Origin of the sequence: Corallococcus exercitus (assembly GCF_003611585.1) — a bacterium.
Lineage (GTDB): Bacteria > Myxococcota > Myxococcia > Myxococcales > Myxococcaceae > Corallococcus > Corallococcus exercitus.
Genome location: NZ_RAVW01000004.1, coordinates 24,442 through 48,385, shown reverse-complemented (window position 1 = coordinate 48,385; position 23,944 = coordinate 24,442). Strand labels below are relative to the sequence as shown.

The following is a 23,944-nucleotide window of genomic DNA, read 5'->3' as shown; positions in this document are numbered from 1 at the left end:
GCGGTCTGACATCGAGCGTCAGCAGCTCGCGTCGAGGATGAGGCGGCCAAACCCATCACGGATGTCTCAATGAGAGTCTTTCCCACCTCGCATGTCCTGCTCGCCTTTGCCGTGAGCTCCCGTGCCGCATGCGGGGTCGTCGCGGACAGGAAGGTGGCGCAGTGGGTTCTTCCACGCCCTCGAACGCCGCCCTGTCGTACAGGCCAGTCCGGTCCGCGCATTCGTCAGGCGCTGTTATCCGGAGGAGGATCCTCGACCTGCCGGATAGGATGGACGGGTGACGTCCAACTCCGGCCTGAACGACGGCTATGTGTACCGCGAGCAGATTGAAGCCGGCGCCGGGCGCACCGCGCTTGCCTACCTGACGGAGACGTACCGGCACTCCTCCGAAGCGGAGTGGCGCGCCCGCTTCCTGCGCGGTGAGGTCCAGCTGGATGGCGTCACCGCGACCGGCGACGAAGTGCTGCGTGCCCGCCAGGTGCTGTGCTGGCACCGTCCGCCCTGGCAGGAGGGGGAGACGCCGGACAGCTTCGAGCTGGTGCACGAGGACGCGACGCTGCTCGCGGTCATCAAACCGAGCGGGTTGCCGACGATTCCCTCGGGCGGCTTCCTCAAGAACACGCTGCTCTCGTTCGTGAGGAAGCGCTGGCCGGAGGCCTCGGCGCTGCACCGCCTGGGGCGGGCGACCTCGGGGCTCGTGCTCTTCTCCCGCACGCGCGAGGCGGCCGCGCGCCTCTCGCGCGACTGGCGCGAGGGCGACGTGGAGAAGCGCTACCGTGCGCTCTCGGAGGGGCTCGCGGCGCAGGAGCACTACGACATCCGCGCGCCCATCGGGCTGGTGCCCCATCCCCTGCTGGGCACCGTGCACGGGGCGAACCCCCAGGGCAAGGCATCGAGCAGCAGCGCCCGGGTGCTGGAGCGACGTGCCGGCCAGACGCTCTTCGAGGTGCACATCCACACGGGGCGTCCCGAGCAGATCCGCATCCACCTGGCGTTCATTGGCCACCCGCTCGCCGGAGACCCGCTGTTCGCCGCGGGAGGGCTGCCCCGCGAGCACTCACCCGGACTGCCCGGAGACGGCGGCTATCTGCTTCACGCGGAGACGCTCGCCTTCACCCATCCACTGTCGGGGGAGCGCCTGCGGTTGTACGCGCCACCGCCTCCCGGGCTGAGGACCGCCGAGGGCTGACGTACACCCGCTGGCCTGGTCGCCTCCTCCCGGGCCGCTTGAAGCGAATGACCGCCAGCCCCCACTCGGGCTGCGCCTCGGGCCAGTTCTTCCTCGGCCCCCCGGTTTCCACCTTCGTCCCGGTTCCGACCCCCCGAGAGGGCTCGGGTGCAGCGGTCGGTCCTGCACGCTCACCGTTCGGTGAGCACGCGGTCTGACGACAAACTGGATGGGGGCAAGATGAAGAAGCTGAAATGGGCGCTGGGGTGCTTGTCGCTGCTCGCGGTCGCTGGCTGCGAAGACAACGACTACGACCCGTACTACTACGACTCCGCCTATTACGATCCGTACTACGGAGCGTACGACGCGGCGTGGGGCTACACCTGGGTCGATCCGGTCTACAGCTATTGGTATTACAGCATTGCCAGGTTGCTGCCGCAGTCCACTGGCAGCGGGCTGCCTCAGGCCCCCGTCGATGTGAACGCGGCGGCCGCGCAGCTCGCGACGAACGCCTCATCCACCTTCACACCCGCCGGGTGCGCCACCGCCACCGCGTCGGGCGCGACGGTGAACTACACCTTCAACAACTGCTCGGCGCCGGTCGCGCTCCAGCAGATCTCCGGCAACGTGCAGTTGGTGCTGGCGGACAACCAGGGGCAGCTCTCCATGAACGCCACCTCGTCCAACCTCTCCATCAACGGAGCGCCATTCAACCTCTCCATGCAGATCACCGGCGCTCCTCCCAACGGGAACCAGCGCCAGGTGACCATCACCTCCAACAGCTTCTCGCCGGATCGCTTCGACACGAGATCGTCCCAGAGCACTGTCACGTGGGTGGCGGGCAGCGGGTGCTTCACCCTGAACAGTCAGTCGACCGGCACGCGTAACGGCCTCAACTCGACGACGAACGTCTCGGGCTACCAGCGCTGCGCCAACCAGTGCCCCTCGGCGGGGACGGTGACGACGCAGACGACCGATGGGACGTTCACCTCAACGTTCAACGGCTCCAACAGCATCAAGGTCACCGGTCCGAACGGCAACACCCAGTCGTATTCACTGGACTGCTGAGTTCCAGGCACCGCGGGGCGGTCGGGGGCGTTCGGCTCCCGACCGCTCCAGGCGCCTGCCTGCTGTTGCTCCCATCGCACGCCTCGCTTCACGACGCGTGTCCCGTCCCTCGGAGCGCGCGACGCCTTGCCTGCCTCTCCAGACAGATGGAACGCGCATGACGATATTGCGCTCATGCCGCGGCTCGTCATGTGCCGGGCTTCAACTGGTCTGGAGCGCAGCCACTGCGCGAGGAGGGACACCCGTGCTGAATACCGAAGCCGTTGGCGAACCCCTGATTCACCTGGACAGCCGCCGCCTGCTCGCTGGAGCCCGGCGCGCCGTCCCGGAGGCCTTCGACGCCCAGGGCCGGCTGCTCTCACCCATCGCGGGTCGGTGGATCCAGCCGCCTGCCTGGTTCAATGCCAGCTCACCCATCGACGGCAGCGTCATCGCGGAGCTGCCGCTGCTCGGCGCCGCGCAGGTGGCCTCGGGCGTCGAGCAGGCAGCGGCGGAGTTCGGTCCCTGGGCGGCCCGTCCGCTCGAGGACCGCGCCCGAACCGTCGCGGAGGCGGTGGTGCTGCTTCACGCGCACCGTGACCTGCTCGTGCGAATCCTGGCGTGGGACATTGGCAAGACGCTGCCCACGGCCTCCAACGACGTGGACCGGTGTCTCGCGGGCATCGCGTGGTACCTGGAGCGGATGGGCACGATGATCGACAGCCGGAAGCCGCTCGGCCTCGTGTCGAACATCGCCTCCTGGAACTATCCCTTCTCCGTGCTGCTGCTCAACGTGCTCGTCCAGACGCTCGCGGGCAACTCGGTCATCGCGAAGATTCCGACCCAGGGTGGCGGTGTTTCACTCACGCTCGCCTTCGCGCTGCTGCGCCGCGCGGGCCTTCCCGTCTCGCTCGTCGGCGGGCGGGGCAGGGACCTCTCCGAGGCGCTCGTCGGCCACCCTCGCATCGGAGGCGTCGCCTTCATTGGTGGCCGCGCCAACGGCGCGGAGGTCCACCGCCGCCTGCGCGAAACGGACAAGCGCTACGCGCTGGAGATGGAGGGCGTGAACGCCTACGCCATCACGCACTTCACGGACTGGGACGCGCTCGCAAGACAGATTCGAGCGGGCTTCGACTTCGGCAAGCAACGCTGCACGGCCTACACCCGGTGGGTCGTCGAAAAGTCGCTCGTCCCCAGGTTCGTCCGGACCTATGTCGACACCGTCTCGGCGTTGCGCGTGGGCAATCCGGTCCTGGGCGCGCACGTGGACTTCGGGCCCCTCATCTCTCCCAGCAAGGCGGAGGAGCTCCGCTCGCTCATCGCCGAAGCGCGGGAGCAGGGCGCGGCGGTGCTGCATGAGGGCGAGCTGGCGGAAGACGCCTTCACCCCGCGACAGGAGCGGGGCGCGTATCTGCCGCCCGTCCTGCTCTTCGGCGTCCCGCGCGACAGCGAGCTCTACCTGCGCGAGCCCTTCGGACCCGTCGACGTCCTGGTGTCGGTGGACTCCGAGGAGGAGCTGGTGCGGGAGGCCAACGTCTCCAACGGCGCACTCGTGGCCTCGGTGGCGACGGATGACCCCGAGCTTGCACAGCGCATCGCCTCGCGGCTCCACGCCTTCAAGGTCGGCATCAACGCGCTGCGCTCGCGCGGGGACCGCGAGGAATCCTTCGGCGGCAAGGGCGGCTCGTGGGCGGGCGCCTTCGTGGGTGGCACCCACCTGGTGCGCGCCTTCACCGACGGCCCCCATCCTCTCGAAGGCAACTGGCCAGACTGAAGTCGACCCTCGCGTCGCCAGGAGACGTCCCCCAGGGGTCCGGGGGATTCAAGTCATGCGTCGTGCCCGGGCGCCCTGGCGGCGTCCGGGCCGTGCGGGACCCCGTTGCCTCCGTTGTTGCGCACCGGGGCGGGGGTGTTCCGGATGGCCGCATCCTCCAGGGTGGCGAAGGTGCGGAAGGCCCACCAGGCCAGGTTGAACCACGGCGGGCGGGACACCCTGCCTGTCACGGCCACCTCCGCCGCGCCCGCCACCGCGAAGCCCATGGCCGCCAGCACGCCCAGGTCCATGCGCCCCTCGGTGGCACGCAGCAGGTCCAGGTTGACGCCCTTGAAGAACTGGCTGGCCGCGCGCGCCACGCCGCTGCCCTCCGAAAGGGCTCGCAGCAGCGCCCGCTCCTCCTCGGGGGGCTCCTCGCCGGGGCGCAGGACCTCGTCCACGCCGGTGCGCCGGCGCACCTCCTCCAGCACGCCCTCGACGCCCAGGTCCTGCGGGTCGTGGATGCACAGCACGCTGCCGGTGTAGGGCCGCACCTGGACCTCGCGCACGCCCTCCACCCGCATGAGCCCGTCCGCCAGGGACGTGGCCTGCTTCGCGTCGTGCCGCAACCACGGCAGCCGCAGGCGCGTGCGGCCCGGCGAGGCGTGGATGACGTAGATGGCTCTTGGCATGTCGGCTCCCTAGGCCTGGGCCTCGCCCACCGGGCGCGTGCGCTCGCTGCCGCGGGCCCGGGCCTTCGCCTCGGCCAGCAGGTCCTCGAGGTCCTCCTGCTTCATGGCGGCGCGCGCGGCCACCCTGTCGACGAAACGGTAGGCCGCGGTGGCCACCTCCATGAGGAGGGGACGCAGGTGCTTGCCCAGCAGCATCGTGCCGGCTCCCGCGCCATAGCCCATGAGAAAGGATGGAAGGTCGAACTTCACGGTGTTGCCTCCGGAGGGGAAGTTGCATCAGTCACGGGTCCTGGCTCGCGGCGCCGCACCCGGCGCGGCCCCTGGCCGCTCCACGTGGGCACCGCGCCCATCAGGGCCGGCAGGACGAGTCCCACGGCCAGCCCGCCGAACGTCAGGGCCGTGGGCGCCGGAAGGCCCAGCACCCGCCGCAGTGGGGGGAGGGTGAGCGCCGCCACGTGCACCGCCGCGGCCCCTCCGATGAAGGCGGGGAGGCGCCACTCGCCGTCCGCGGGGAGATGGCGCCGCGCCTGCCTTGGCGCCCGGCACACGGCCGAGTAGCCCAGCTGCACCGCGGTGAGCGTCCCGAAAGCCAGCGGCGGCCCGCCCAGCGCCAGCCCCAGCCCTCCGACGCCCGCCATCAGCGCTCCGTCCCGCACCACGCGCCGCACCGCCGGGCGCGTCAGCAGCGGCATCCCTGGCGGCGCGGGCGGCCGGTCGAGGACGGCCGGGTCTCCCGGCTCCATGGCCAGGGCGATTCCCGGCAGCGTGTCCGTGAGGAGGTTGATCCACAGCAGCTGCAGCGGCGTGAGCGGTTCCGAAAGCCCGAGCAGGCCCGCGCCCAGCACCAGCGTCATCTCCGAGAGGTTGGTGGCGAAGAGGAAGCGCAGCGCGCGGCGCAGGTTGTCCTGGACGATGCGGCCCTCGCCCACCGCGGACATGATGCTGCGCAGGTCCTCGCTGGCCATCACCACGTCGGCCACCGCGCGCGCCATGTCGCTGGAGCGCACGCCCACCGCCACGCCTACGTCCGCCGCCTGGAGTGCCGGGGCGTCGTTGATGCCGTCCCCCGCCATGGCGACGGTTTCGCCGTGCGCGCGCAGCGCCTTCACCAGGTCCCGCTTGTTCTCCGGCGTCACGCGCGCCAGCACCGCCGTGCGCTCGAGCCTCCGCGAAAGCTCGGCGGCCGGCAGCTCGAGCATTTGCGCCAGCGTCGCCGGCGTGAGCGTGTCGCCCTCCAGCCCCACCTGCCGGGCGATGGCCTCGGCCGTGCGGGGCTGGTCTCCCGTCAGGATCACCGTGCGGATGCCCGCGCCGCGCGCCTTGCGCACCGACTCCGCCGCGCCCTCTCGAAGCGGGTCTCTCAACCCCACGAAACCGATGAAGGTATAGCCGTCCGTGGGCGCGTGTCCGCCGTCCGCGGGAAGCCTCCGCCATGCCAGCCCCAGCACCCGCAGCCCGTCCGCCGCCAGCGCGTCGTTGCGCCGCGCCAGCCGCTCCCGCATGCGCGCGTCCAGCGGCCCCTTCAGGTCCCGCTCGCACAGGGTCAGCACCTGCTCGGGAGCCCCCTTGACGAAGGCCACCATGCCGCCGCCGGGCGCACGGTGGACGCTCACCACGTAGTGGATGCCCTCGGAGCGCTCGAGGAGGTGGCAGCGAGGGAAGGCGCGACGCAGCGCGGCCCCGTCCAGCCCCGCTGCGTGCGCGGCGGCCACCAGCGCCTTCTCCGTCGAGCTGCCGGACACCGCCAGCTCCTTGCCGCTGCGGTGGACGTCCACGTCGCTGTTGAGCAGCGCCAGCGCCAGCGCCAGCGTGGCGGGGTCGTCCAGCACGGCGTCGGGCCTCGGGCGCAGCGAGGACAGCTCCAGGGCCCCATCCCCCAGGTCCAGCACTTCCAGCCGCATCTCGTTGCGGGTGAGCGTGCCCGTCTTGTCCGTGCAGATGACGGTGACGCCTCCGAGCGCTTCGGCGGAGGAGACGCGCCGCACCACCAGGCCGCGCGCGTGCAGCCGCTGCATGGCGCGCACCAGCGCCGCGGTGGCCACCAGGGGCAGGCCCTCTGGCAGCGCCGCCACGCCCAGCGCCACCGCGCCGCGCAGCACCTGGGGCCCGGAGCGGCCGTGCGCCAGCCCCACCAGGGCGGACAGCCCCGCCGCGCCCACGGAGGCCACCGCCACGCGCCGGTCGAGCTGGCCCAGCTTGCGCGTCAGCGGCGTAGGGGGCGCGGACTCCTGGGCCACCAGCTCCCGCACGCGTGCCTGCTCCGTATCCGCCCCGGTGGCCACCACCAGGGCGCGCCCATGTCCCGACGCCACCACGGTGCCCGCGAACAGCAGGGACGTGCGCTCCGCCAGCGGCGCCCGCGCATCCACGGGCGCGGCCTGCTTGGCCTGCGGCTCGCTCTCGCCGGTGAGGGGCGCCTCGTCCGCGGTGAGCCGGTGCGCGTCCAGCACGCGCACGTCCGCGGGCAGCACGTCCCCCGCGCGCAGCAGCACCACGTCTCCGGGCACGAGCTCCGCCACCGGCAACGTGAGGAGGACGCCGCCGCGCAGCACCTGCGCCGCGCCCGCCTCCAGCTTCTGCCAGGAGGAGAGCAGCTCCTGGTTGCGGCGCTCGATGCGGTAGCCGATGCCCGCGTTGAGCCCCACCACCGTGAGGATGGCGGTCGCCTCCACCGTGTCTCCGGCCAGCACCGAGGCCCCCGCCGAGCCCACCAGGAGCAGCGTGGGCACGGTGGCCAGTTGCGAGCCCAGCATGGACAGGCGCGAGCGCGGCTTCTCCGCCACCACCAGGTTGGGGCCGTAGTGCTTGAGCCGCCGCGCCGCCTCCTCCGAGGTGAGTCCCTGGTCCGTGCTGTCCAACCGGGCCAGCACCGCCTCCACCGTCATCGCGTGCCACGGCTCCTGAGGAGCGCTCCGCGTGCCCAGCACCGGGCGGGCCTGGTGCGGGATGGGCCAGGCGACCGGCTTGTCGGGTTGCTGGCGCAGCCGGGCCAGCAGCGGGGCCTCCGGCGCGTAGCGCACCAGCAGGCGGCCGGTGCGGGGCTCCGCGTGGACCTCCTGGATGCCGGGCCAGGTGGCGAAGGTGCGCTCCAGCCGCTCCCCGAGGACGTGGTTCCACTGCAGGCCGGGGACCTCCAGACGCAACCGCCGCGCCGTGGTCGAGTGGCGGACCACCCTCGCGGGCGCAGCGTGTCCGTCCATGAAGAACACCAGCATTCGCCGCCCCCGACCCCGACCTGGCATGAGAGGTGGGAATGGCGGCCCGTCCGGACAAGGCGGCCCGGCGCGCAGGGGGACGGTGAGGAGGTGACACCCGCACGCCGGCCGTTCCACCCGCCAACACCCTGCTCCGTCTCCAGGGCCTGGAGGCAGGGCCTGGAGGGACGGGGTGGGGGCTCAGTGGACGTGCGCTGGCGTCTCCCGGGCCTTCGCCGCCCGTGGGGCCCGCGCCCCCTTGCGGCCGGCCGGCTTGCGTGCGGGCTGCGTGGCGGCCCGTGCCGGCGCGGCGAACGCGTGTGTCACGCCCTCCGTGCGGTAGCGCCGCACCAGCGTGTCCAGGTGCACGCTGTCCATGGAGGTGTGCAGGGCCTCCGCGGCCCTCCGCAGCAGGTCTCGCTCGGGGGCGGGCACGGTGAGGTCCGCGGCGGAGAGCTGGTTCAGCGACCACATGAGGACCTCGCGCGCCCTGGCCGGCGCCGAGCGCAGGCGATGGAGCCACGCGGAGGCATCCTCCACGAAGCGCTCCGTGGTCTCCTGGCGCCGTGACGGGTGGAGCCGGGCGAGCTGGTGCGCGAGCACGGCGGACTCCTCCTCCCTGAGGCGGCCGTCGGAGACGAAGAGGAACCAGGCGCTCTCCAGCAGCAGGCTCACGGCCTCCGGGGCCACGCGGCGGATGGCGGCGTCGGCGTCCTCCAGCGCGCGGCGCAGCCGCACGTACGCCAGCACGGCCTCGCCCAGCCGCCGGGTGCGCCGCCAGTTGTCCACGGAGGACGTCACCACGTTCAGGAGGGGCACGATGTTGCGCGACACGCTCTCGCCCAACAGCTTCGCCCCCAGGTCCTCGCCCAGGTTGGTCGCCTTCGCCTCCGCCAGGTGCTCCACGCGCCCGAGGCCGAGCGAGTCCTCCTCTTCGTCCTCGCCGTGTTCTCCCTGGCCGCGGGTGATGGCGTAGAGGCGCGAGAAGTCGGAGGGGTCCTCCGGGTCGAAGCGCACGTGGAAGGCGCTGGCCAGGTCACACGCCATCCGCAGGTTGATGAGGGCATTCACGACCATCTCCGTCGTGATGACCAGCCCCGCGGCGGGGATGCCCACCACCAGCCCGGGGACGCCCGCGTCCGCTGAGGCCACGGTGATTCCGGAGGTCACCGAGCCGCTCCCCGCGCCGGAGAGGAAGGCGGCCCCGCAGGCGCGCCGGATGATGGCTTCGGTGATGTCAGCGCCCGTCCCCCTCGCGGCGGGGACCCGGTGCAGCCGGTGCGCGTCGTAGTGCCGCAGGTAGGTGGCCAGCAGCTTGGTGAACCAGCGCCCCGTGCGCAGGTCCTTGGGAGAGAGCTCGTGCGTCAGCGCCCCCACCAGTTGCCAGGAGCGCTGGAGGAGCGCCGCGCCCTCCCCGCGCTCTCGTGGAGCCAGTTCCATCGTCTGCGCCATGGTTCCTCCTCGAGGACTCGCGCCAGCAGGGCTGGACCCTGCCTTCCCGTGCGGCATCGCCTCGCGAGAACGTTGAGCACTCGCGCAATCCCTGGCAGGCACCGGCGCCAGGGGAGCAGCCCCTTGGAGGCACTCAGGAGAAGGCATCCGCAAGCAGGCGCCCGTAACGGGCTCGTCACCTGTTCGCTTGAAAATCAGCGCATCGGGTTGCCAACCGCAGAGGTCACAACCTGAACGGATTTTCAAGGGCGCAAACGCGGAACGATTCGGCTACAGCGCGGCGCATTCCCTGACACGGCTGCGCCCGCCAGCCGGTTCGAGTGCCCACGATGCATGCTCCTGCTCCTGAAGTGCCTCTCTCCTCACCGCGCCCTGCCAGCCGCGTCAAACGCTGGGTCGTCGGCGTGCTGCTGTTGCTCGCGGTCTTCGCGGGGCTCGTCGCGGTCAAGGCGGGCCAGATCGTCGCGATGATCAAGGCCGGTGAAACCTTCGTGCCGCCGCCGGAGTCCGTCACGTCCGCCCAGGCCGAGTCCTTTGGCTGGCAGGGGACCCGGAGCGCCGTCGGCACGGTGATCGCGCTCCGGGGCGTGACCCTGAGCGCGGAGCTGCCGGGCGTCGTCAACGACATCCGCTTCGAGAACGGCGCGTCGGTGAAGAAGGGCCAGGTGCTCGTCCAGCTCGACACCTCCAGCGAACTGGCCCAGCTGGCCGGCGCCGAGGCCGACGCGGAGCTCTCGCGGCTGAACCGGGACCGCGCCGAGAAGCTCAACGCCCAGGGGGCCAACACCCAGTCGGACCTGGATGCCGTCCGGGCCCGGGCCACCCAGGCCGCGGCCACCGTCGCGCACCTGAAGTCCCTCATCGCGAAGAAGACCATCCGCGCTCCCTTCGATGGCCGCGTCGGCATCCGCCAGGTGGAGCTGGGGCAGCTCGTCTCCCCGGGCAACCCCATCGCCTCCCTCCAGTCCACCACCCCCGCGCTCGTGGAGTTCCAGCTCCCCCAGCAGGCGCTGGCCCAGGTGAAGCAGGGCCAGAAGGTGCGCCTGCGCGTCGACGTCTTCCCGGGCGAGTCCTGGGAGGGGGACCTCACCACCATCAACCCGGAGGTGGAGCTGTCCTCGCGCAACGTGCGCATGCGCGCCACCGTGCCCAACGCGGACGGCCGGCTCCTGCCGGGCATGTTCGCCAGCGTGGAGGTGCTCTCCGAGGCCAGCCAGCCCGTGGTCGCCATCCCCGCCACCGCCGTCCTCTTCGCGCCCTATGGCGACTCGGTGTTCACCCTCTCCGAGGGCAAGGACGCCGCGGGGAAGAAGGCCCTGCTGGCGCGACAGCAGTTCGTGCGGCTGGGTGAGCGCCGGGGCGACTACGTCGCCGTGACGTCCGGCCTCAAGCCCGGGCAGACCGTGGTCAGCAGCGGCGTCTTCAAGCTGAGGAATGGCGCGGCCGTCGTCGTGAACAACTCGCTGGCGCCTCCCGTCGAGGCCGCGCCCCAGCCGGTGAACCCGTAGGGCTGCGGAAGGCGAACCCATGAACTTCACCGACTTGTTCATCCGGCGCCCCGTCGTGGCGCTGGTGGTCAACCTCATCATCGTCATCGCCGGCCTGCAGGCCCTGCGCTCGCTCAACGTGCGGCAGTACCCGCGCAGCGAGAACGCCGACATCACCGTCACCACGGTCTACGTCGGCGCCAACGCGGAGCTGGTCCGTGGCTTCATCTCCACGCCGCTGGAGCGCGTCATCGCCGCGGCGGACGGCATCGACTACGTCGAGTCCACCAGCTCGCAGAACGTCTCCATCATCCGTGCCCGGCTCAAGCTCAACTACGACGCCAACCGCGCCCTGAGTGAGATCAGCGCCAAGGTGGACCAGGTGCGCGGCGACCTTCCGCCCGAATCCCAGGTCCCCGTGCTGAGCATCGAGTCCGCGGACAGCCAGTTCGCCGTCGCGTACCTCAACTTCACCTCCGACTTCCTCGAGCAGAACGAGCTGTCCGACTACCTGGTGCGCGTGGTGCAGCCCCGGCTGTCCTCGGTGGAGGGCGTGCAGCGCGCGGACATCCTCGGGGCGCGCACGTTCGCCATGCGGGTGTGGATGAAGCCGGACCAGATGGCCGCGCTCAACGTGAGCCCCATCCAGGTCCGCCAGGCGCTCACCACCAACAACGCGCTCGCGGCCGTGGGCCAGACGAAGGGCTCGCTCGTCCAGGTGAACCTCACCGCGAACACGGGCCTGCGCTCCGTGGAGGAGTTCAAGCAGCTCATCGTCCGCAAGGACGGGGGCGCGGTGGTGCGGCTGTCGGACGTCGCGGACGTGGTGCTCGGCGCCGAGGACTACGACACCGACGTGACGCTCAACGGGAAGACGGCGGTCTTCGTCGGCATCTGGTCGCTCCCCAACGCCAACTCGCTGGACGTCATGCAGCGCATCCGCAAGGAGATGGACTCGCTCAAGAAGGACCTGCCCGAGCAGATCCACGGCGGCGTCGCCTTCGACGGCACGGACTACATCCAGAACGCCATCGACGAGGTGGTGAGCACGCTCATCGAGACGCTCATCATCGTCGTGCTGGTCATCTTCCTGTTCCTGGGCTCCGTGCGCTCCATCCTGGTGCCGCTGGTGGCCATCCCGGTGTCGCTCATCGGCACGGTGTTCCTGATGCAGGTGTTCGGCTTCACGGTGAACCTGCTCACCCTGCTCGCGGTGGTGCTGTCGGTGGGCCTGGTCGTGGACGACGCCATCGTCGTGGTGGAGAACGTGGAGCGCCACCTGCGCGACGGCCTGCGCCCGGTGGACGCTGCCCTCAAGAGCGCGCGGGAGCTGGTGGGCCCCATCATCGCGATGACGCTCACGCTCGCCGCGGTGTACGCGCCCATCGCCTTCCAGGGTGGCCTCACGGGCTCGCTGTTCCGCGAGTTCGCGCTCACGCTGGCCGGAGCGGTGACCCTGTCGGGCGTGGTGGCGCTGACGCTCTCCCCGATGATGTCCTCCGTGCTCCTGAAGGCGGGCCACGAGGACCAGGGGTTCGCGGGCGTCATCAACCGCGGCTTCGCGCGCCTGCGGGCCGCGTATGCCCGCTCCCTGGACAGCTCGCTCCTCGTCCGCGGTCCCGTCTACGCGGCGTGGATCTTCCTGAGCGTGCTCGCCCTGGTGATGTTCAACCAGTCAGCCCGGGAGCTGGCGCCCGTGGAGGACCAGGACTTCGTCATCGGCATCGTCAGCACCCCGTCCAACTCCACCCTGGATCAGCTGAAGCCGTCCGTGACCCGGACGAGCGAGTTGCTGATGGCGATGCCGGAGGCCAGCTTCAACTTCCAGATCGTGCAGCCGAGCAACGGCTTCTGGGGCCTGGTGCTGAAGCCGTTCAAGGAGCGCAAGCGCACGACGGCGCAGGTGCTGGCGGAGGCGCAGGAGCGGGTGAACACCATCCCGGCGGTCCAGACGTTCACCCTCCAGCCCCCCGCGCTGCCGGGCGGTGGCAACTTCCCGGTGGAGTTCGTCATCGCCTCCACGGCGGAGGCGGATGAGCTCCTGGGCTTCGCGCAGCAGCTCCAGGAGAAGGCGGCGCAGAGCGGGTTGTTCGCCTTCCCGCCCATCATCGACGTGAAGCTGGACCAGCCCCAGTCGGAGGTCGAGGTCGACCGTGAGAAGGTCGCGCAGCTGGGCCTGAACCTGGGGACCGTGGGCATGGACCTGGGTTCCGCCGTGGGCGGCAACTACGTCAACCGGTTCAACATCGCGGGCCGCAGCTACAAGGTCATCCCGCAGGTCCTGCGCTCGTCCCGTCTCAACCCGGAGCAGCTCAAGGACATCCACGTCACCGGCCCTGACGGCAAGCTCGTGGCCCTGTCGTCCATCGCGTCCCTCAAGGACAAGGTGGCGCCCCGGTCGCTCAACCGCTTCCAGCAGCTCAACGCGGTGAAGCTCAGCGGCGTGGCCATCCGCCCGCTGGACGAGGCGCTCACCTACCTGGAGACGGAAGCCGGGAAGATCCTGCCTGCGGGCTACCGCATCGACTACACGGGTGAGTCCCGGCAGCTGCGCCTGGAGGGAGACTCATTCGCCCCGGCGTTCGGGCTGGCGGTGGTGCTCATCTTCCTGGTGCTCGCGGCCCAGTTCAACAGCTTCCGGGATCCGCTCATCATCCTCGCCGGGTCGGTGCCGTTGGCGCTCTTTGGCGCGCTGACGACGACGTTCCTGCGGATGCCGAACCCGACGATGCCGTACTTCACGGACAGCTTCACCACCACGCTCAACATCTACTCACAGGTGGGGCTGGTGACGCTGGTGGGGCTCATCGCGAAGAACGGCATCCTCATCGTGGACTTCGCCAACCGCCTCCAGGAGGAGGGCAGGACGAAGCTCGAGGCGGTGAAGGAGGCGGCGTCCGAACGGCTCCGTCCCATCCTGATGACGACGGTGGCCACGGTCGCGGGCCACTTCCCGCTCGTGCTGGTGTCGGGCCCGGGCGCGGCGGCGCGAAACAGCATCGGGCTGGTGCTGGTGACGGGCATGGCGCTGGGCACGCTCTTCACCCTCTACTTCGTGCCGGCCATCTACCTGCTCATCGCAAAGACGCGCACCGTGGCCGCCAGCGAAGCCGTGGAGCCTCAGGCTCAGCCTGGCGCCGCCACGTAGCGGAGGCCGTGATGGGACGACCCGGTCCGTGCGTCAGGCCGGGCGTCCCTTGCTCAGCGCCGCGACAGCGCGCGACCCTATGAGTCCCAGCGCACGCGGTAGGAGCAGGCGTGGCCGTTGAAGTCGAAGGGCTCCACGCGGATGTTCTTCGCGCCGGCCCGGGTCAGCCCCGCTTCGATGATGCCCATGTGGTAGCCGGGGTTGCCGTTGCACTCGCTGACCTTGATGGTGTGGTCCGCGCGGCCGTGGGTGATGAGCTCGGTCTTCAGGTAGTTGTTCACCGTGGCGAAGCTCTCCTGCATGCGGGAGAGCACCCGGTCGGGCCCGAAGATGGGCCACAGGGACACGAGCGCCTTGCCCAGCAGCGTGTCCTCCAGGCCGGTGATGACGCCCATGCCGAGCCGCCGGTAGCCTTCCTTCGCGTCCACCTCCGGGTAGAGGTATCTCGCGGTGATGCCCAGGGCCTCGGCGAAGACGCCGCGGGGCGTGTGGTGCGGCAGCTTCACGTCCAGGTCCAGGCCAATGGCGCGCAGCCGGTCCTTGAGTTCCGGCGTGAGGCGCTTGCCCACGGAGCGCAGGAAGAGCCCCTCGATGGCGTGGCGGTAGACGATCTCTTCACTCAACGCGGCACCCACTCCAGGCGTCCGTCCCAGCGGGGGCAGGACGTGCGGCAGCATCCCTGGATTGGCGCTGCAATGCACTCGCGCGCGGGGTGAAGTCCCGTCAACGAGGGAACCGCGGCGCCCCGCCGGGTCTTGCTGCGACCCGGGGGGCTGTCAGGCCATCGCTCAGTAGAGGTAGTCCAGCGCCGTGCGGTCGGAGCTGGTCCACTCGCCGCTCTCGTTCGAGCTGAAGCAGGAGTTCATCACCGAGCCGCCCCGCGTGGCCGTGGTCGGCGTCCCGGGGATGTGGATGGCGCCCACGTTGGACGCGCCCTCGTCACCGCCCGTGCCGCAGCTGATGGAGCGGTCGTAGTAGTCCGTGTGGCGGAAGCCGATGGTGTGGCCAATCTCGTGGGTGATGACGTGCTCGTTCACGTCCACGCTGTAGTCCTGCAGCCCGACGCCGATGTTGATGGTGCCGTAGGGCTTGCCGCCCTTGGGGAAGCCAGACGAGCCGCCGACGCCGCTGGTGGTCTTCGCGGAGATGGTCGCGGTGCAGTCGGACGCGGAGCCACGCGCGAAGGTGATGCGGAGTCCCTGGCTGTTGTAGTTCTCGATGGCCAGGTCGAGCCCCGCGCTCAGGCGGCTGTAGCTGTTGAACTGGGAGGTGGGGACGACGCAGATCTTCGTCACGCTGGTGCCGACGAGGTTGGTCGTCCGGTACTGCTCCGCCTGCTGACCGTCGGTCTGGAGCATCTCGCGGGAGGACTCCAGGCTCACGTGAGCGTCGCGCCCCACGTACACCGCGTTGTCGACGACCATGATGTCATTGGCCGGGAAGCCCGCCTCGATCAGGTTGGAGACGATCTCCTCGTTCTCGCTCTGCGCATCGCCACCGCAGGCCGTCAGCAATGCGCCACAGCTCACCACGAGGACAGCAGCCTTCTTGAACATGTTCGTTGCTCCTCTTGACGTGGATCAGCCCAGCCCCCGTTCCCGGCACGACAGCGCCGGGAGGGACTTCCGGCAGTCTAGAGGGTTTCCCAACCGTAGAACCCAATAAAACAAGAAATTGTAGCCAGTCGAACCTAGCTCGCGAGTGCGGAAACACCTGTCAACACGCGACAATGTCTCAGCGCTCCCTACCGCGAGAGCTCGTGATTTCACGCAGCGCGTGTTCGTGGCTTGCCTCAGGTATGGGTCGCTTGTTTCAGGCACCACGGGGGCCTTCCGCGCATGTTGGGCAAAGGACTTCGTCCAGTGGGCACGAGGTTTCCCCTCCGGATGGGCCCTGCATTCACCAGCGCACGAAACCTTCCTGGCGCACAGCGTGCATCACGCGGACGTTGGCGGCCGGGGCGGAGGGCCTATGCGACGCGGTGGCGTGGTGCGAGTGCTGGGAGCGGTGGGGTTGGCGTTGCTGCTCACTCGCTGCGGGGCGCCGGCGCCACCGGAACCGGAGAGCGAGCACCCGGACGCGGCGCTGCGCCCGCGCTTGAGCATCCAGGTGGAGCCGTCGGTGAAGGCCCCGGTGGGCCCTTCGAGCGGATGCGCGGCGCAGTGGACGAGCGTGGTGATGCCGCCCACCGATGATGCCACGCTCGCCTCGGACGCCTCCGAGCCGCGGGGCAGTGAGCCCGACCTGGTGGTGGGCGGAGCCGAGCGGAGTCAGGCGCTCCTGCGCTTCTTCCTCCCACAGCGTTCAGGGCCGGGCCCCTGGGCGCGGGGCCGCTTCCCTCCGTGTCGCGCGGCCTCTTCGTCGCGCGGTTCGGCCCCACGGGAGACGCGCGCTGGAGCCGGGGGTTCCCCGTGCAGGGCTACACCGGCGTGACGGACGTGGCGCTGGATGCGGCGGGCAACGCCGTGCTGTTGGGAGCGCTCTCCCTCACGGCGGACTTCGGCGGAGGCGTGCTCGTGGGCGGCCCCTTCTCCAGCAGCCGCGCCGATTACACGGAAGCCTTCCTGCTGAAGCTGGATCCGTCCGGAGCGCACCTCTGGTCCCGCGTGTTCGAAGATGACGCCGCGGCCACCACCGCGGGCACGCTCGCGCTGGAGGACTCGGGCCACGTCCTCGTCGGAGGCCTGCTGGGCGAGGGCGACATGGCCGAGCGCACGTGGACGCGCACGCCCTTCGTCTCCCGCGTCTCACCCGACGGCACACCCCTGTGGATGCACCGCTTCACGGGGCTGGATGGGGAAGTGGTGAGCGTGGCACGCGGGGCTCAAGGTGCGGTGCTCTTTGGCGCGGACTTCCGGGGGAGCCGCACCCTCGCCGGGCGCCGCGTCGCGAGCGTGCAGGGGGCGGACATCCTGTTCGGGGCCCTGAGCGCACAGGGCGAGTTGCTGTGGGTGAGAGATCAGCCGGGAGGTGGCTCCGGTTCGCTTTTCCGGCTCGTGTCCGATGCCTCCGGTGGCATCGCGCTCTTCGGCTGGACCTCCGAAGGGGACCTGGGTGGGGGAAGTCTCGCCGGAGGCAACGTGCTGGCGCGCTTCGCTCCGGACGGCACCCACCTGTGGTCGCGCAGCCTGCGCCCGGAGTTCGGGTACGCGGGGAGCAGCCTCCAGGCCTGGTCCGGCGGCGGCGTGCTGCTGATGGGAAGCATCCAGGGCTGGTACGCGCTGGACGGCGACCAGCCCCAATACTGGAGCATCGGAGAGGAGGACGTACTCCTGCTGCGCTTCGGCCCCTGAGGCTCCGGCCGCCGGGAGCCGATGCCCGGAGGGCTCGCCAGACGGCGCCGGGAGCGCGCAGACTCCTCGCATGTCCGCTGAATACCGCTTCCGCGTGGACGGCCACATCCCCGTCCTCAAGGTTCACGACGAGCCCCGGCCCGGCCCCGCCGTCATCGTGCTGCATGGGCTGTTCTCGAAGGCCGACGACCAGCGCGGGGAACTGGAGGCGCTCGCACACTGGGGCCTGGCCGCGGTCGGCGTGGACGCCCCGCATCATGGCGCCCGGCGCGACGCCTGGCTCGACGGGATGCACTCGCTGGGCCCCACCGACGCCCACGCGCGCTTTCTCTCCTTCATCCGCGAGGCCGTCCCCCAGGTCTCACGGGTCATCGACCATGTGGTGGGCGAGGGCCATGGGCCCATCGGGCTCGCGGGCGTGTCGTTCGGCGCGTTCACCGCGCTGGCCGTGGCGGCCCGGGACTCGCGCGTGCAGGCGACGGTGTCCCTTCTCGGCTCGCCGGACTGGTCGCACCGGGATGGCCTGGTCACGGACGAACTGCGTGAATTGATGCAGGACGCGCCCGTGCACCGTCCCTGGGACTGCGCGCGCAACCCGCTGCTCCTGCTGAACGCGGGGAGGGACCAGCTCGTCCCCGCGCATCAGGCCCGGGACTTCGCGCAGCGGCTCTGGAGGGAGTTCCCCGCGCTGGGGTCGCACGTCGGGCACCATGAGTACCCGGAGTCGGACCACACCATGCGTGAGCAGGACTGGAATGACGCCTGGGGCCGGGCGCTCGGCTTCCTGCGGCGCACGCTCTACCGGGAGTGACCGGCGGCGCGGGCGCGGAATGGCTTCTGGTGGAGGGGGGCTCCCGGGCCAGACAACCCAGGCCCGGGAAGGCCCCGCGCTTCAATCGCTCAGTGCACCTTGGGGGCGATCTGATCCAGCGGAGGCAGCGGAGGGATTCCGCCGCTCGCACCCATCGAGGTCGGGCCGGCGAGGGCCGTCTCCGATTCCTCCTCCGACTCACTGCCCTCGAGCTTCTGGCTCACCTGGTCTCCCAGCTGGGACAGTCCCTCCTGCGCGCGGCGCTTGGCGGGCTCCAGGAGCTGGCGCTCCTTGTCGGTCACCGGCAGCAGGCTCGCGGTGAGCATGCCCAGCGCCACCGCGCCCAGCGCGAGCGCCAGGGGCTGCTCCTCGAGGGCCCGGTCGTACCACTGCGAGGTGCGGCCACGGAGCGCCTGGGGCGACGGCACGCGCTCACGCAGGTGCGAGGCCTGACTGCGCACGGTGTCCGCCGCGTCGTGGACCCGGCTGCGCACGGTGTCCGCCGCGTCGTGGACGTGGCCGCGCACGCTGTCCGCGGCGCCGCTCACCCGTTCCTTCACGTTCTCCGCGGTGGCTCCCACGGACTCCTTCGCCGTGTGCAGCGCTTCGCTGGCGCGGTCCTTGAGGTGCGCGCCCTCGTTGGCGCTTCCACCCACGTCCGCGCCGTATTCAGCGCGCGTGTTGTATTCAGGGTAGGGGACGTCGCGGCCCGAACCGTAGGCGCCGTAGTACTCACGCTCGGACTCGTGCAGGGGGATGCGCTCGCGGTAGCCCACCGGGACCCGCTCATAGCCCCGGACGCGATAGTCGCGCTCGCGGTGCTCGCGCTCCTCGATACGGGAGCGGAAGGCCCGCTTCATCAACATGGAGCCGACCCCGGCCCCCAGCAGCGCGCCCAGCAGCCCCAGGCCACGTGGGGTGTGGGTGGCCTCATCCGTCCATTCGTACGTCTTGCGCATCGCCGTCTCCTTTGCCTGCGATTTCCAGTCGAGCACCTTGTCCCGGGCCTGCTGTTTCAGCTCCTCGCGCTTCTCCGCGGCGAGCTGCTTCGCGTGCTCCGTCACCTCTTCCTTCTTCTCGAGCGCGAATTCCTTCGCGCGGGCCTTCAACAACTCGGGATTCGCGCGGCGGCCCAGCTCATCCGCCAGCACGCTCATGCGTGCCCGTGCATCTGCGATTTCGCGGAGCGCATCGTCGTGCTCGCCCATTGGCTGTCCTCCTTGAGGGTCTGGATGGTTTTGCGCGGTGCGTGGACCGCCTTCAGTCGTTTCGCGCCCACGGCGGCGATGCCCGCCCCCGCGGCGAGGAGCAGCACGGTCACCAGCAGCGCGCTGGCCCACAGGGGCATCACCTCCGCCAGCGCGATGACCAGGAAGGCCACCAGCGCCATGGCGCCGAGGAAGAGCACCACGCCACCCGCGGCGACCATGCCGCCACCGGCCGCGGCCTTCTTGGCTTCGGAGCGCATCTCCGTGCGCGCCAGGGTGAACTCCGCCCGGAGCAGGTGCCGCCCCTGCTCGATGAACTCGGAGACCAGGGTGCCGAGCGACTGCTCGCCCAACCCTCCGTCCTCCCTGAAGCCTTCTGCCTGACGGCCGGTCCGTGTCTCATCCACATCCAGCCCGATGCGGTCAACGCGTGTTCGTGAGGAATAGGGGTCCATGGTCAGTCCCCTCACGCCTTGAGGAATCGCGCGGCGACGAAGCCGAGCAGTGCGCACCCCGCCAGCGCCACGCCCGGACGCTCGCGCATCCGGGTCTGCGCCTGACGCAGCAGCTCCTCGGTGGAGTTCTGCTCAAGGGTATCGGACGCCTTGCGCACGAAGCCCACCGCGCTGCCAATGAGCTGCTGGGGCAGCTGCGTGTCCCCCTGGCCCGAAATGGACTCGAGCTGCTTCGCGAAGCCGTTGAGGCTCTCCACCAGGACGCCCTTGCGCGAGTCGACCTGGGAGAAGGCACGCTGGCGCGTGATGCCGCCGATGCGCTTCACCTGCTCCTTGCCCTCCTGCTTGAGGCCCACCCGCCCACTAGTACCTTCGGACGATGACTGGCTCTCGTTATAGAAGCTGGGGTTCCTCAGGCGCTCTTCCTCGATGATGCTGCCCATGTCGCAACCTCCTCTGGCGTGATTTGGCTCATGTGTGCCGTTGCACGACTGCTCTTGAAGCTATGCAATCGAACATGGCCTGCCTTGAGGGGCGCGCTCGCTGGTCGCAGAGCAGGCAGAACGGCACACCGTCACGCAAAAGGAATAAGGAGCTGTGGCCGGACGGCCCGTGCCACCCTGGAGTGACACGGCGCGCGGGCAGGCGGACCGGGGAAAGCGGAGGCGAGGAGGCCTGGGGCCGGAGCCCGCCTCGAAGGCTTCCGCTCCAGTCAGGACCCCGCTGATTCCTTCGGCGTGGCTCGGGCACCGACCGTCCAGCAGGCCGCGGTGAAGCGGACCTCCGCCCCGTGCACGAAGGGCTCGAAGGCGGCGCGGACCGTGTCGATGACCTGGGTGCGGGTCCGGTCGTCCACCTCGTGAAGGAACCGGCTGAGCGGCCCGAGCCGCGTCAGGTAACGGAGCAGCTCCTTCTCGGGCAGGGTGCACGCGAAGTCGATGGGCTGGACGTCGATGTCCGCCCAGCCGCTCTCCTCCAGGATGCGGTGGACCCGGCGCGGGTCCGCGAAGGCGAACTGCCCCGGCGCGTCCGGCCGGCGGGCGGGGAGTTTCAGGAACGGTGCCGCGGCGCGCTCGGCCGTCGTCATGAATGGATTGTCCGAAGGACTCCGCCAGGCGATGAACCGGAGTCCGGCGTCATCCTTCGCGGCACGCCGCAGGTTCGCGAAGGCCTGGACGGGGTCTTCGAAGAACATGACGCCGAAGCGCGACAGGATGATGTCGAAGCTCGCGGGCTCGAAGGCGTGGAGCTGCGCGTCCGCGCGGATGAAGCTTGCCGGAATGCCCTCCCGTTCAGCGCGGGCCCGGGCGGCGGCGAGCATCGGCTCCGAGATGTCGATGCCGACACAGCGGCCCTTCTCGCCAGTCCGCCGGGCGAAGGCGAGCGTGGTGCTGCCCGTGCCGCACCCGACGTCGAGCACCTGGCTCGCGGAGCTGGCGACGACCGCTTCGACGAGCAGGTCCTCCATCGGCTTGAACATCGCATCGAGCACCTCCTGTGTGTCGACCCAGGCGCGTCCGGCGGTCCCGTTCCAAAGCGTCGTCTGCTCATCCTGGGGCTGGCGTGTCTCATCCATGGTCGTCTCCGCTTGCTTGCCTTCAAGAACCGAAGGCCGCACTGTGCCAGTTCAAGTCGACTTGAGGTCAAGAGGGTGAACGCACTGGACATCACAGAGGTGGCGCGGCGCTCCGGCGTTCCGGCCTCGACGCTGCGGTTCTATGAAGAGAAGGGGTTGATTGCTTCCGTGGGCAGGCGGGGCCTGCGCCGCCTGTTCGACGCTGACGTGCTGGAGCGGCTGGCGCTGATCGCGATGGGGCGCGCCGCCGGCTTCTCGCTCGAGGAGATCGCGCGCATGTTCGCGCCGGACGGACGGCCGCGCATCGACCGGCGGATGCTCTCAGCGAAGGCGGAGCAGTTGGACAAGACCATCCGCGAGCTGAGCGCGATGCGCGACGGCCTCCGTCACGCGGCGGCCTGTCCCGCGGCGAGCCACATGGAATGCCCCACCTTCCGCCGGCTCCTGCGGGGCGCCGCGTCAGGCGCGACGGGCGCGCGAAGCCGCAAACGCTTACCTCCCAGGTGAGTTCCGGAGGAGCAGGCAGCGTGACGCGATGGCGCGATGATGGCTTTAAGGAAGACCCGCTGGGGGTCCCCAGCCGTCGCCCCCCTGCTCCGCGAGCAGGGGCCCGACCTCATGGGTCCGGCACGGTTTGTCCAATGATTTCAGTGCTTTGACAGGCTCGTGACGGGCATGCGAGCGTTGTTCCCATGCCAGTTCAACTCAAGGACTCAACCCGCACCGTCGCCCTCGATCCGGATTCGCTGATGGACTGGCTGCGGACGGGTTCGCAGGAGGTTCCCAAGCACGTCAGCGGTCAGCGGCTCGGCGACTTCCTGAAGAGGAGGGACAAGACCTACGAGTCCTCTCAGCAAGCCGCATTCCTGGCGGACTTCAGCCGCTTCTACCGGACCTGCAGGAGCATCGAGGAAGCCATCGAGAACCTGAAGGCGTACGCGGTCCGGGTGTCCGAGCTCAAGCTCGACAAGAAACTGGCGTACGAAGTCCTGAAGGTGAAGCAGGGCCACGACCTCTCCGAGGACGTGCTGGTGTTCACGCTCAAGACCCTCGAGCAGATGAGGGCAAACGAGCTCCAGTACGCCGAGGAAAGCATTGCCTCCCTGTGTGAGCAGATGGATTGGCACCACGAGGGGCCGGTGGACAAGGGCGAGGTGTCAAAAGAGTTCCGCAAGGCGAGCAAGGCCAATACGAGCTCGGACAAGGGGTCGTCGAACCAGCTCAAGGAAGTGGCCAAGCTTGCGTATTACGAGCCCATTCGAAACAGGTTGATGAATCACGGCTTCATCGTCAGTCCGCGCGGTACGGCCCTGGGGGCCGTCTTCCCCGAGAAGGATTGGGTCGACAGCACCGGCGTCCCCTTCTTCGACACGACCGCGAAGCAGACCACGGACGCATTGATGCAGAAGTACGAGCTGCTGGGGGACACCCCTTCGGCGCTGACCCGCCTGTTGATGCCCAAGAAGAAGAGGATGGAGGGGGAGGACCCCCTGGCCTCCGCGGTGGGCTGCATCTGCGTCTCGTGGACCCGGCATGAGCGCAATGGCAGGACCCTCTACATCCCCGTCCTGGGGCTGTCGGGGGTCACCGAGGCAAAGCCCAACCTGGGGTTCTTCGAGAAGACCTGCCGGCACCTGGGCCTGCCCACGAGCCTCACCCTCGAGCCCTACACCAAGAAGTTCGAGTTCAAGGCGCATGAAGACGTCGGGCCGGCCTCCAAGGCAGTGCTGGAAAAGAACACGGAGATGAACAAGTTCGCGAAGGACTCCGAGGAGTACCTCGCGCTCAAGAAGGAGAAGGCGCTTCTCGACAAGCGCAAGAAGGAGCTGATGGAGGTCGATGGCGTGCGACGGGTGGCGGAGCAGACCCAGTTCGATATCGAGAAGGTGCTCGTCACGAACTACGAAACCATGCTCCAGCGGACCAACGTCTGCGCGATCCAATACCGGGCCCGCGAGCTGCTGCGTTTGCGGAAGCCCTCGCGTCAGGCGCTCATGAGCTATGTCTCCTTCCGGGAGAGCAAGGACAGCAAGCACCTGGAGGCCGCCCTCCTTCAGCCTCGCACCACGCAGGGCGTCGACCTCTGGATCTGCTACTGGCATTCGTTCAACTGTGCCGAGCCCGCGGCGTTGATCTGCGCGTCGTCCTACTTTGGTGACGGCTGCGATGTCGAAGTCTGCTTCCCCTATGAGGGGTTGAGTGACGCGGGCCCGTTCAGCAACCGTCCCAAGGAGACGTGTCCCTGGTGCGCGACCGTCGAGCTGGGCTTCCGCAGCGTCACCAAGAACACGGGAGGCGTGGACCAGAGCCGGGAGAGCGGCACCTGGCTGACGGAGCTGACCCTCAACACCCAGAGCGAGCCCAGGAAGAAGCTGTCGCTCAAAAGCGGGTTTGATGCCTTTGATGACAACAATGTCATCATGCAGTCGACAGGCACCACGCTCGGGGGCAGTCAGCCAGGGGGCCTGGTTCGCAACAAGGACCTGGATGAAGAGGCCTATGGCGACGTGGTCAAGACCAAGATTGGCCGCGTCCGCTCCATGTATTACCTGCTGGGATTGATGGACCCCAAGGTCGTGGCGCTGGACCGCCCGCTGTTCCCCTGGCACACGCCCGCGCGCTTCAAGTTCAAGGGCCTCAACAAGGACTGAAGCGCGGGC

20 protein-coding genes are annotated in these 23,944 nt (G+C 69.7%); 9 read left to right on the top strand and 11 right to left on the bottom strand.

The features are described 5' to 3' along the window. Positions 1–277 precede the first annotated feature (277 nt). The 3 genes from D7W79_RS01055 (at position 278) to D7W79_RS01045 (ending at position 3,989) form a co-directional block, all read left to right on the top strand. On the top strand, positions 278–1,189 hold the full coding sequence (locus tag D7W79_RS01055) for an RluA family pseudouridine synthase (RefSeq protein ID WP_208729607.1): 912 nt from the start codon (positions 278–280) through the stop codon (positions 1,187–1,189). Positions 1,190–1,408: 219 nt separating this feature from the next. Continuing rightward, on the top strand, positions 1,409–2,236 hold the full coding sequence (locus tag D7W79_RS01050; protein ID WP_120523447.1) for a hypothetical protein: 828 nt from the start codon (positions 1,409–1,411) through the stop codon (positions 2,234–2,236). Between the two features lie 244 nt (positions 2,237–2,480). Beyond that, positions 2,481–3,989, top strand: a complete 1,509-nt coding sequence (locus tag D7W79_RS01045; protein ID WP_120523446.1) for an aldehyde dehydrogenase family protein — start codon at positions 2,481–2,483, stop codon at positions 3,987–3,989. 53 nt (positions 3,990–4,042) lie between these two features. Here D7W79_RS01045 and D7W79_RS01040 read toward each other — a convergent pair whose 3' ends face one another. The 4 genes from D7W79_RS01040 to D7W79_RS01025 form a co-directional block, all read right to left on the bottom strand. After that, the gene (locus D7W79_RS01040) at positions 4,043–4,660 is read right to left on the bottom strand and encodes an HMA2 domain-containing protein (RefSeq protein WP_120523445.1); all 618 of its coding nucleotides are present in this window, start codon (positions 4,658–4,660) and stop codon (positions 4,043–4,045) included. A gap of 9 nt (positions 4,661–4,669) precedes the next feature. Next, positions 4,670–4,909 carry a hypothetical protein gene (locus D7W79_RS01035; protein WP_120523444.1) on the bottom strand — a complete coding sequence of 80 codons (240 nt, stop codon included), beginning with the start codon at positions 4,907–4,909 and terminating at the stop codon, positions 4,670–4,672. Beyond that, positions 4,906–7,860, bottom strand: a complete 2,955-nt coding sequence (locus D7W79_RS01030) for a cation-translocating P-type ATPase (protein ID WP_244221539.1) — start codon at positions 7,858–7,860, stop codon at positions 4,906–4,908. The genes D7W79_RS01035 and D7W79_RS01030 overlap by 4 nt, the downstream gene beginning before the upstream one ends. Before the next feature lie 195 nt (positions 7,861–8,055). Next, positions 8,056–9,306 carry a hypothetical protein gene (locus tag D7W79_RS01025; RefSeq protein WP_120523442.1) on the bottom strand — a complete coding sequence of 417 codons (1,251 nt, stop codon included), beginning with the start codon at positions 9,304–9,306 and terminating at the stop codon, positions 8,056–8,058. Between the two features lie 329 nt (positions 9,307–9,635). Here D7W79_RS01025 and D7W79_RS01020 point away from each other — a divergent pair, with 329 nt between their 5' ends. Further along, complete coding sequence (locus D7W79_RS01020) at positions 9,636–10,814, top strand: efflux RND transporter periplasmic adaptor subunit (protein WP_120523441.1); 1,179 nt, start codon at positions 9,636–9,638, stop codon at positions 10,812–10,814. Between the two features lie 19 nt (positions 10,815–10,833). Then, a complete protein-coding gene (locus D7W79_RS01015) occupies positions 10,834–13,941 on the top strand; it encodes an efflux RND transporter permease subunit (protein ID WP_120523440.1) in 3,108 nt (1,035 codons plus the stop codon). Between the two features lie 77 nt (positions 13,942–14,018). Here the strand turns inward: D7W79_RS01015 and D7W79_RS01010 are convergent, their stop codons facing one another. The 3 genes from D7W79_RS01010 to D7W79_RS44435 all read right to left on the bottom strand — a co-directional run bounded on the left by D7W79_RS01010 (position 14,019) and on the right by D7W79_RS44435 (position 16,142). Then, entirely contained in the window at positions 14,019–14,564 is a 546-nt protein-coding gene (locus D7W79_RS01010; protein ID WP_244221538.1) for a DUF2378 family protein, read from the bottom strand. Between the two features lie 165 nt (positions 14,565–14,729). Next, on the bottom strand, positions 14,730–15,497 hold the full coding sequence (locus D7W79_RS01005) for a zinc-dependent metalloprotease (protein WP_120523438.1): 768 nt from the start codon (positions 15,495–15,497) through the stop codon (positions 14,730–14,732). Between the two features lie 381 nt (positions 15,498–15,878). Then, positions 15,879–16,142: a hypothetical protein gene (locus D7W79_RS44435; protein ID WP_208729606.1), complete on the bottom strand. Its 264-nt coding sequence runs from the start codon at positions 16,140–16,142 to the stop codon at positions 15,879–15,881. Between the two features lie 141 nt (positions 16,143–16,283). On the opposite strand from D7W79_RS44435, the gene D7W79_RS01000 reads away from it, so the two are divergent. Both D7W79_RS01000 and D7W79_RS00995 read left to right on the top strand, forming a co-directional pair. Then, positions 16,284–17,234, top strand: coding sequence for a hypothetical protein (locus tag D7W79_RS01000; RefSeq protein ID WP_120523437.1), 951 nt, complete (start codon positions 16,284–16,286; stop codon positions 17,232–17,234). A gap of 70 nt (positions 17,235–17,304) precedes the next feature. After that, positions 17,305–18,045: a dienelactone hydrolase family protein gene (locus D7W79_RS00995; RefSeq protein ID WP_120523436.1), complete on the top strand. Its 741-nt coding sequence runs from the start codon at positions 17,305–17,307 to the stop codon at positions 18,043–18,045. 89 nt (positions 18,046–18,134) lie between these two features. On the opposite strand, the gene D7W79_RS00990 is transcribed toward D7W79_RS00995, so the two are convergent. The 4 genes from D7W79_RS00990 to D7W79_RS00975 all read right to left on the bottom strand — a co-directional run bounded on the left by D7W79_RS00990 (position 18,135) and on the right by D7W79_RS00975 (position 21,284). Next, positions 18,135–19,253, bottom strand: a complete 1,119-nt coding sequence (locus D7W79_RS00990; RefSeq protein WP_147441753.1) for a hypothetical protein — start codon at positions 19,251–19,253, stop codon at positions 18,135–18,137. Continuing rightward, complete coding sequence (locus tag D7W79_RS00985) at positions 19,199–19,708, bottom strand: phage holin family protein (protein WP_120523434.1); 510 nt, start codon at positions 19,706–19,708, stop codon at positions 19,199–19,201. Before D7W79_RS00985 ends, D7W79_RS00990 begins: the two co-directional genes overlap by 55 nt. Before the next feature lie 11 nt (positions 19,709–19,719). After that, positions 19,720–20,151, bottom strand: coding sequence for a hypothetical protein (locus D7W79_RS00980; RefSeq protein WP_120523433.1), 432 nt, complete (start codon positions 20,149–20,151; stop codon positions 19,720–19,722). Between the two features lie 269 nt (positions 20,152–20,420). Continuing rightward, the gene (locus D7W79_RS00975; protein WP_120523432.1) at positions 20,421–21,284 is read right to left on the bottom strand and encodes a class I SAM-dependent methyltransferase; all 864 of its coding nucleotides are present in this window, start codon (positions 21,282–21,284) and stop codon (positions 20,421–20,423) included. Between the two features lie 75 nt (positions 21,285–21,359). Here D7W79_RS00975 and D7W79_RS00970 point away from each other — a divergent pair, with 75 nt between their 5' ends. Both D7W79_RS00970 and D7W79_RS00965 read left to right on the top strand, forming a co-directional pair. Beyond that, a complete protein-coding gene (locus D7W79_RS00970) occupies positions 21,360–21,791 on the top strand; it encodes a helix-turn-helix domain-containing protein (protein WP_120523431.1) in 432 nt (143 codons plus the stop codon). A gap of 185 nt (positions 21,792–21,976) precedes the next feature. Further along, positions 21,977–23,935, top strand: coding sequence for a hypothetical protein (locus D7W79_RS00965; RefSeq protein WP_147441752.1), 1,959 nt, complete (start codon positions 21,977–21,979; stop codon positions 23,933–23,935). Positions 23,936–23,944 lie beyond the last annotated feature (9 nt).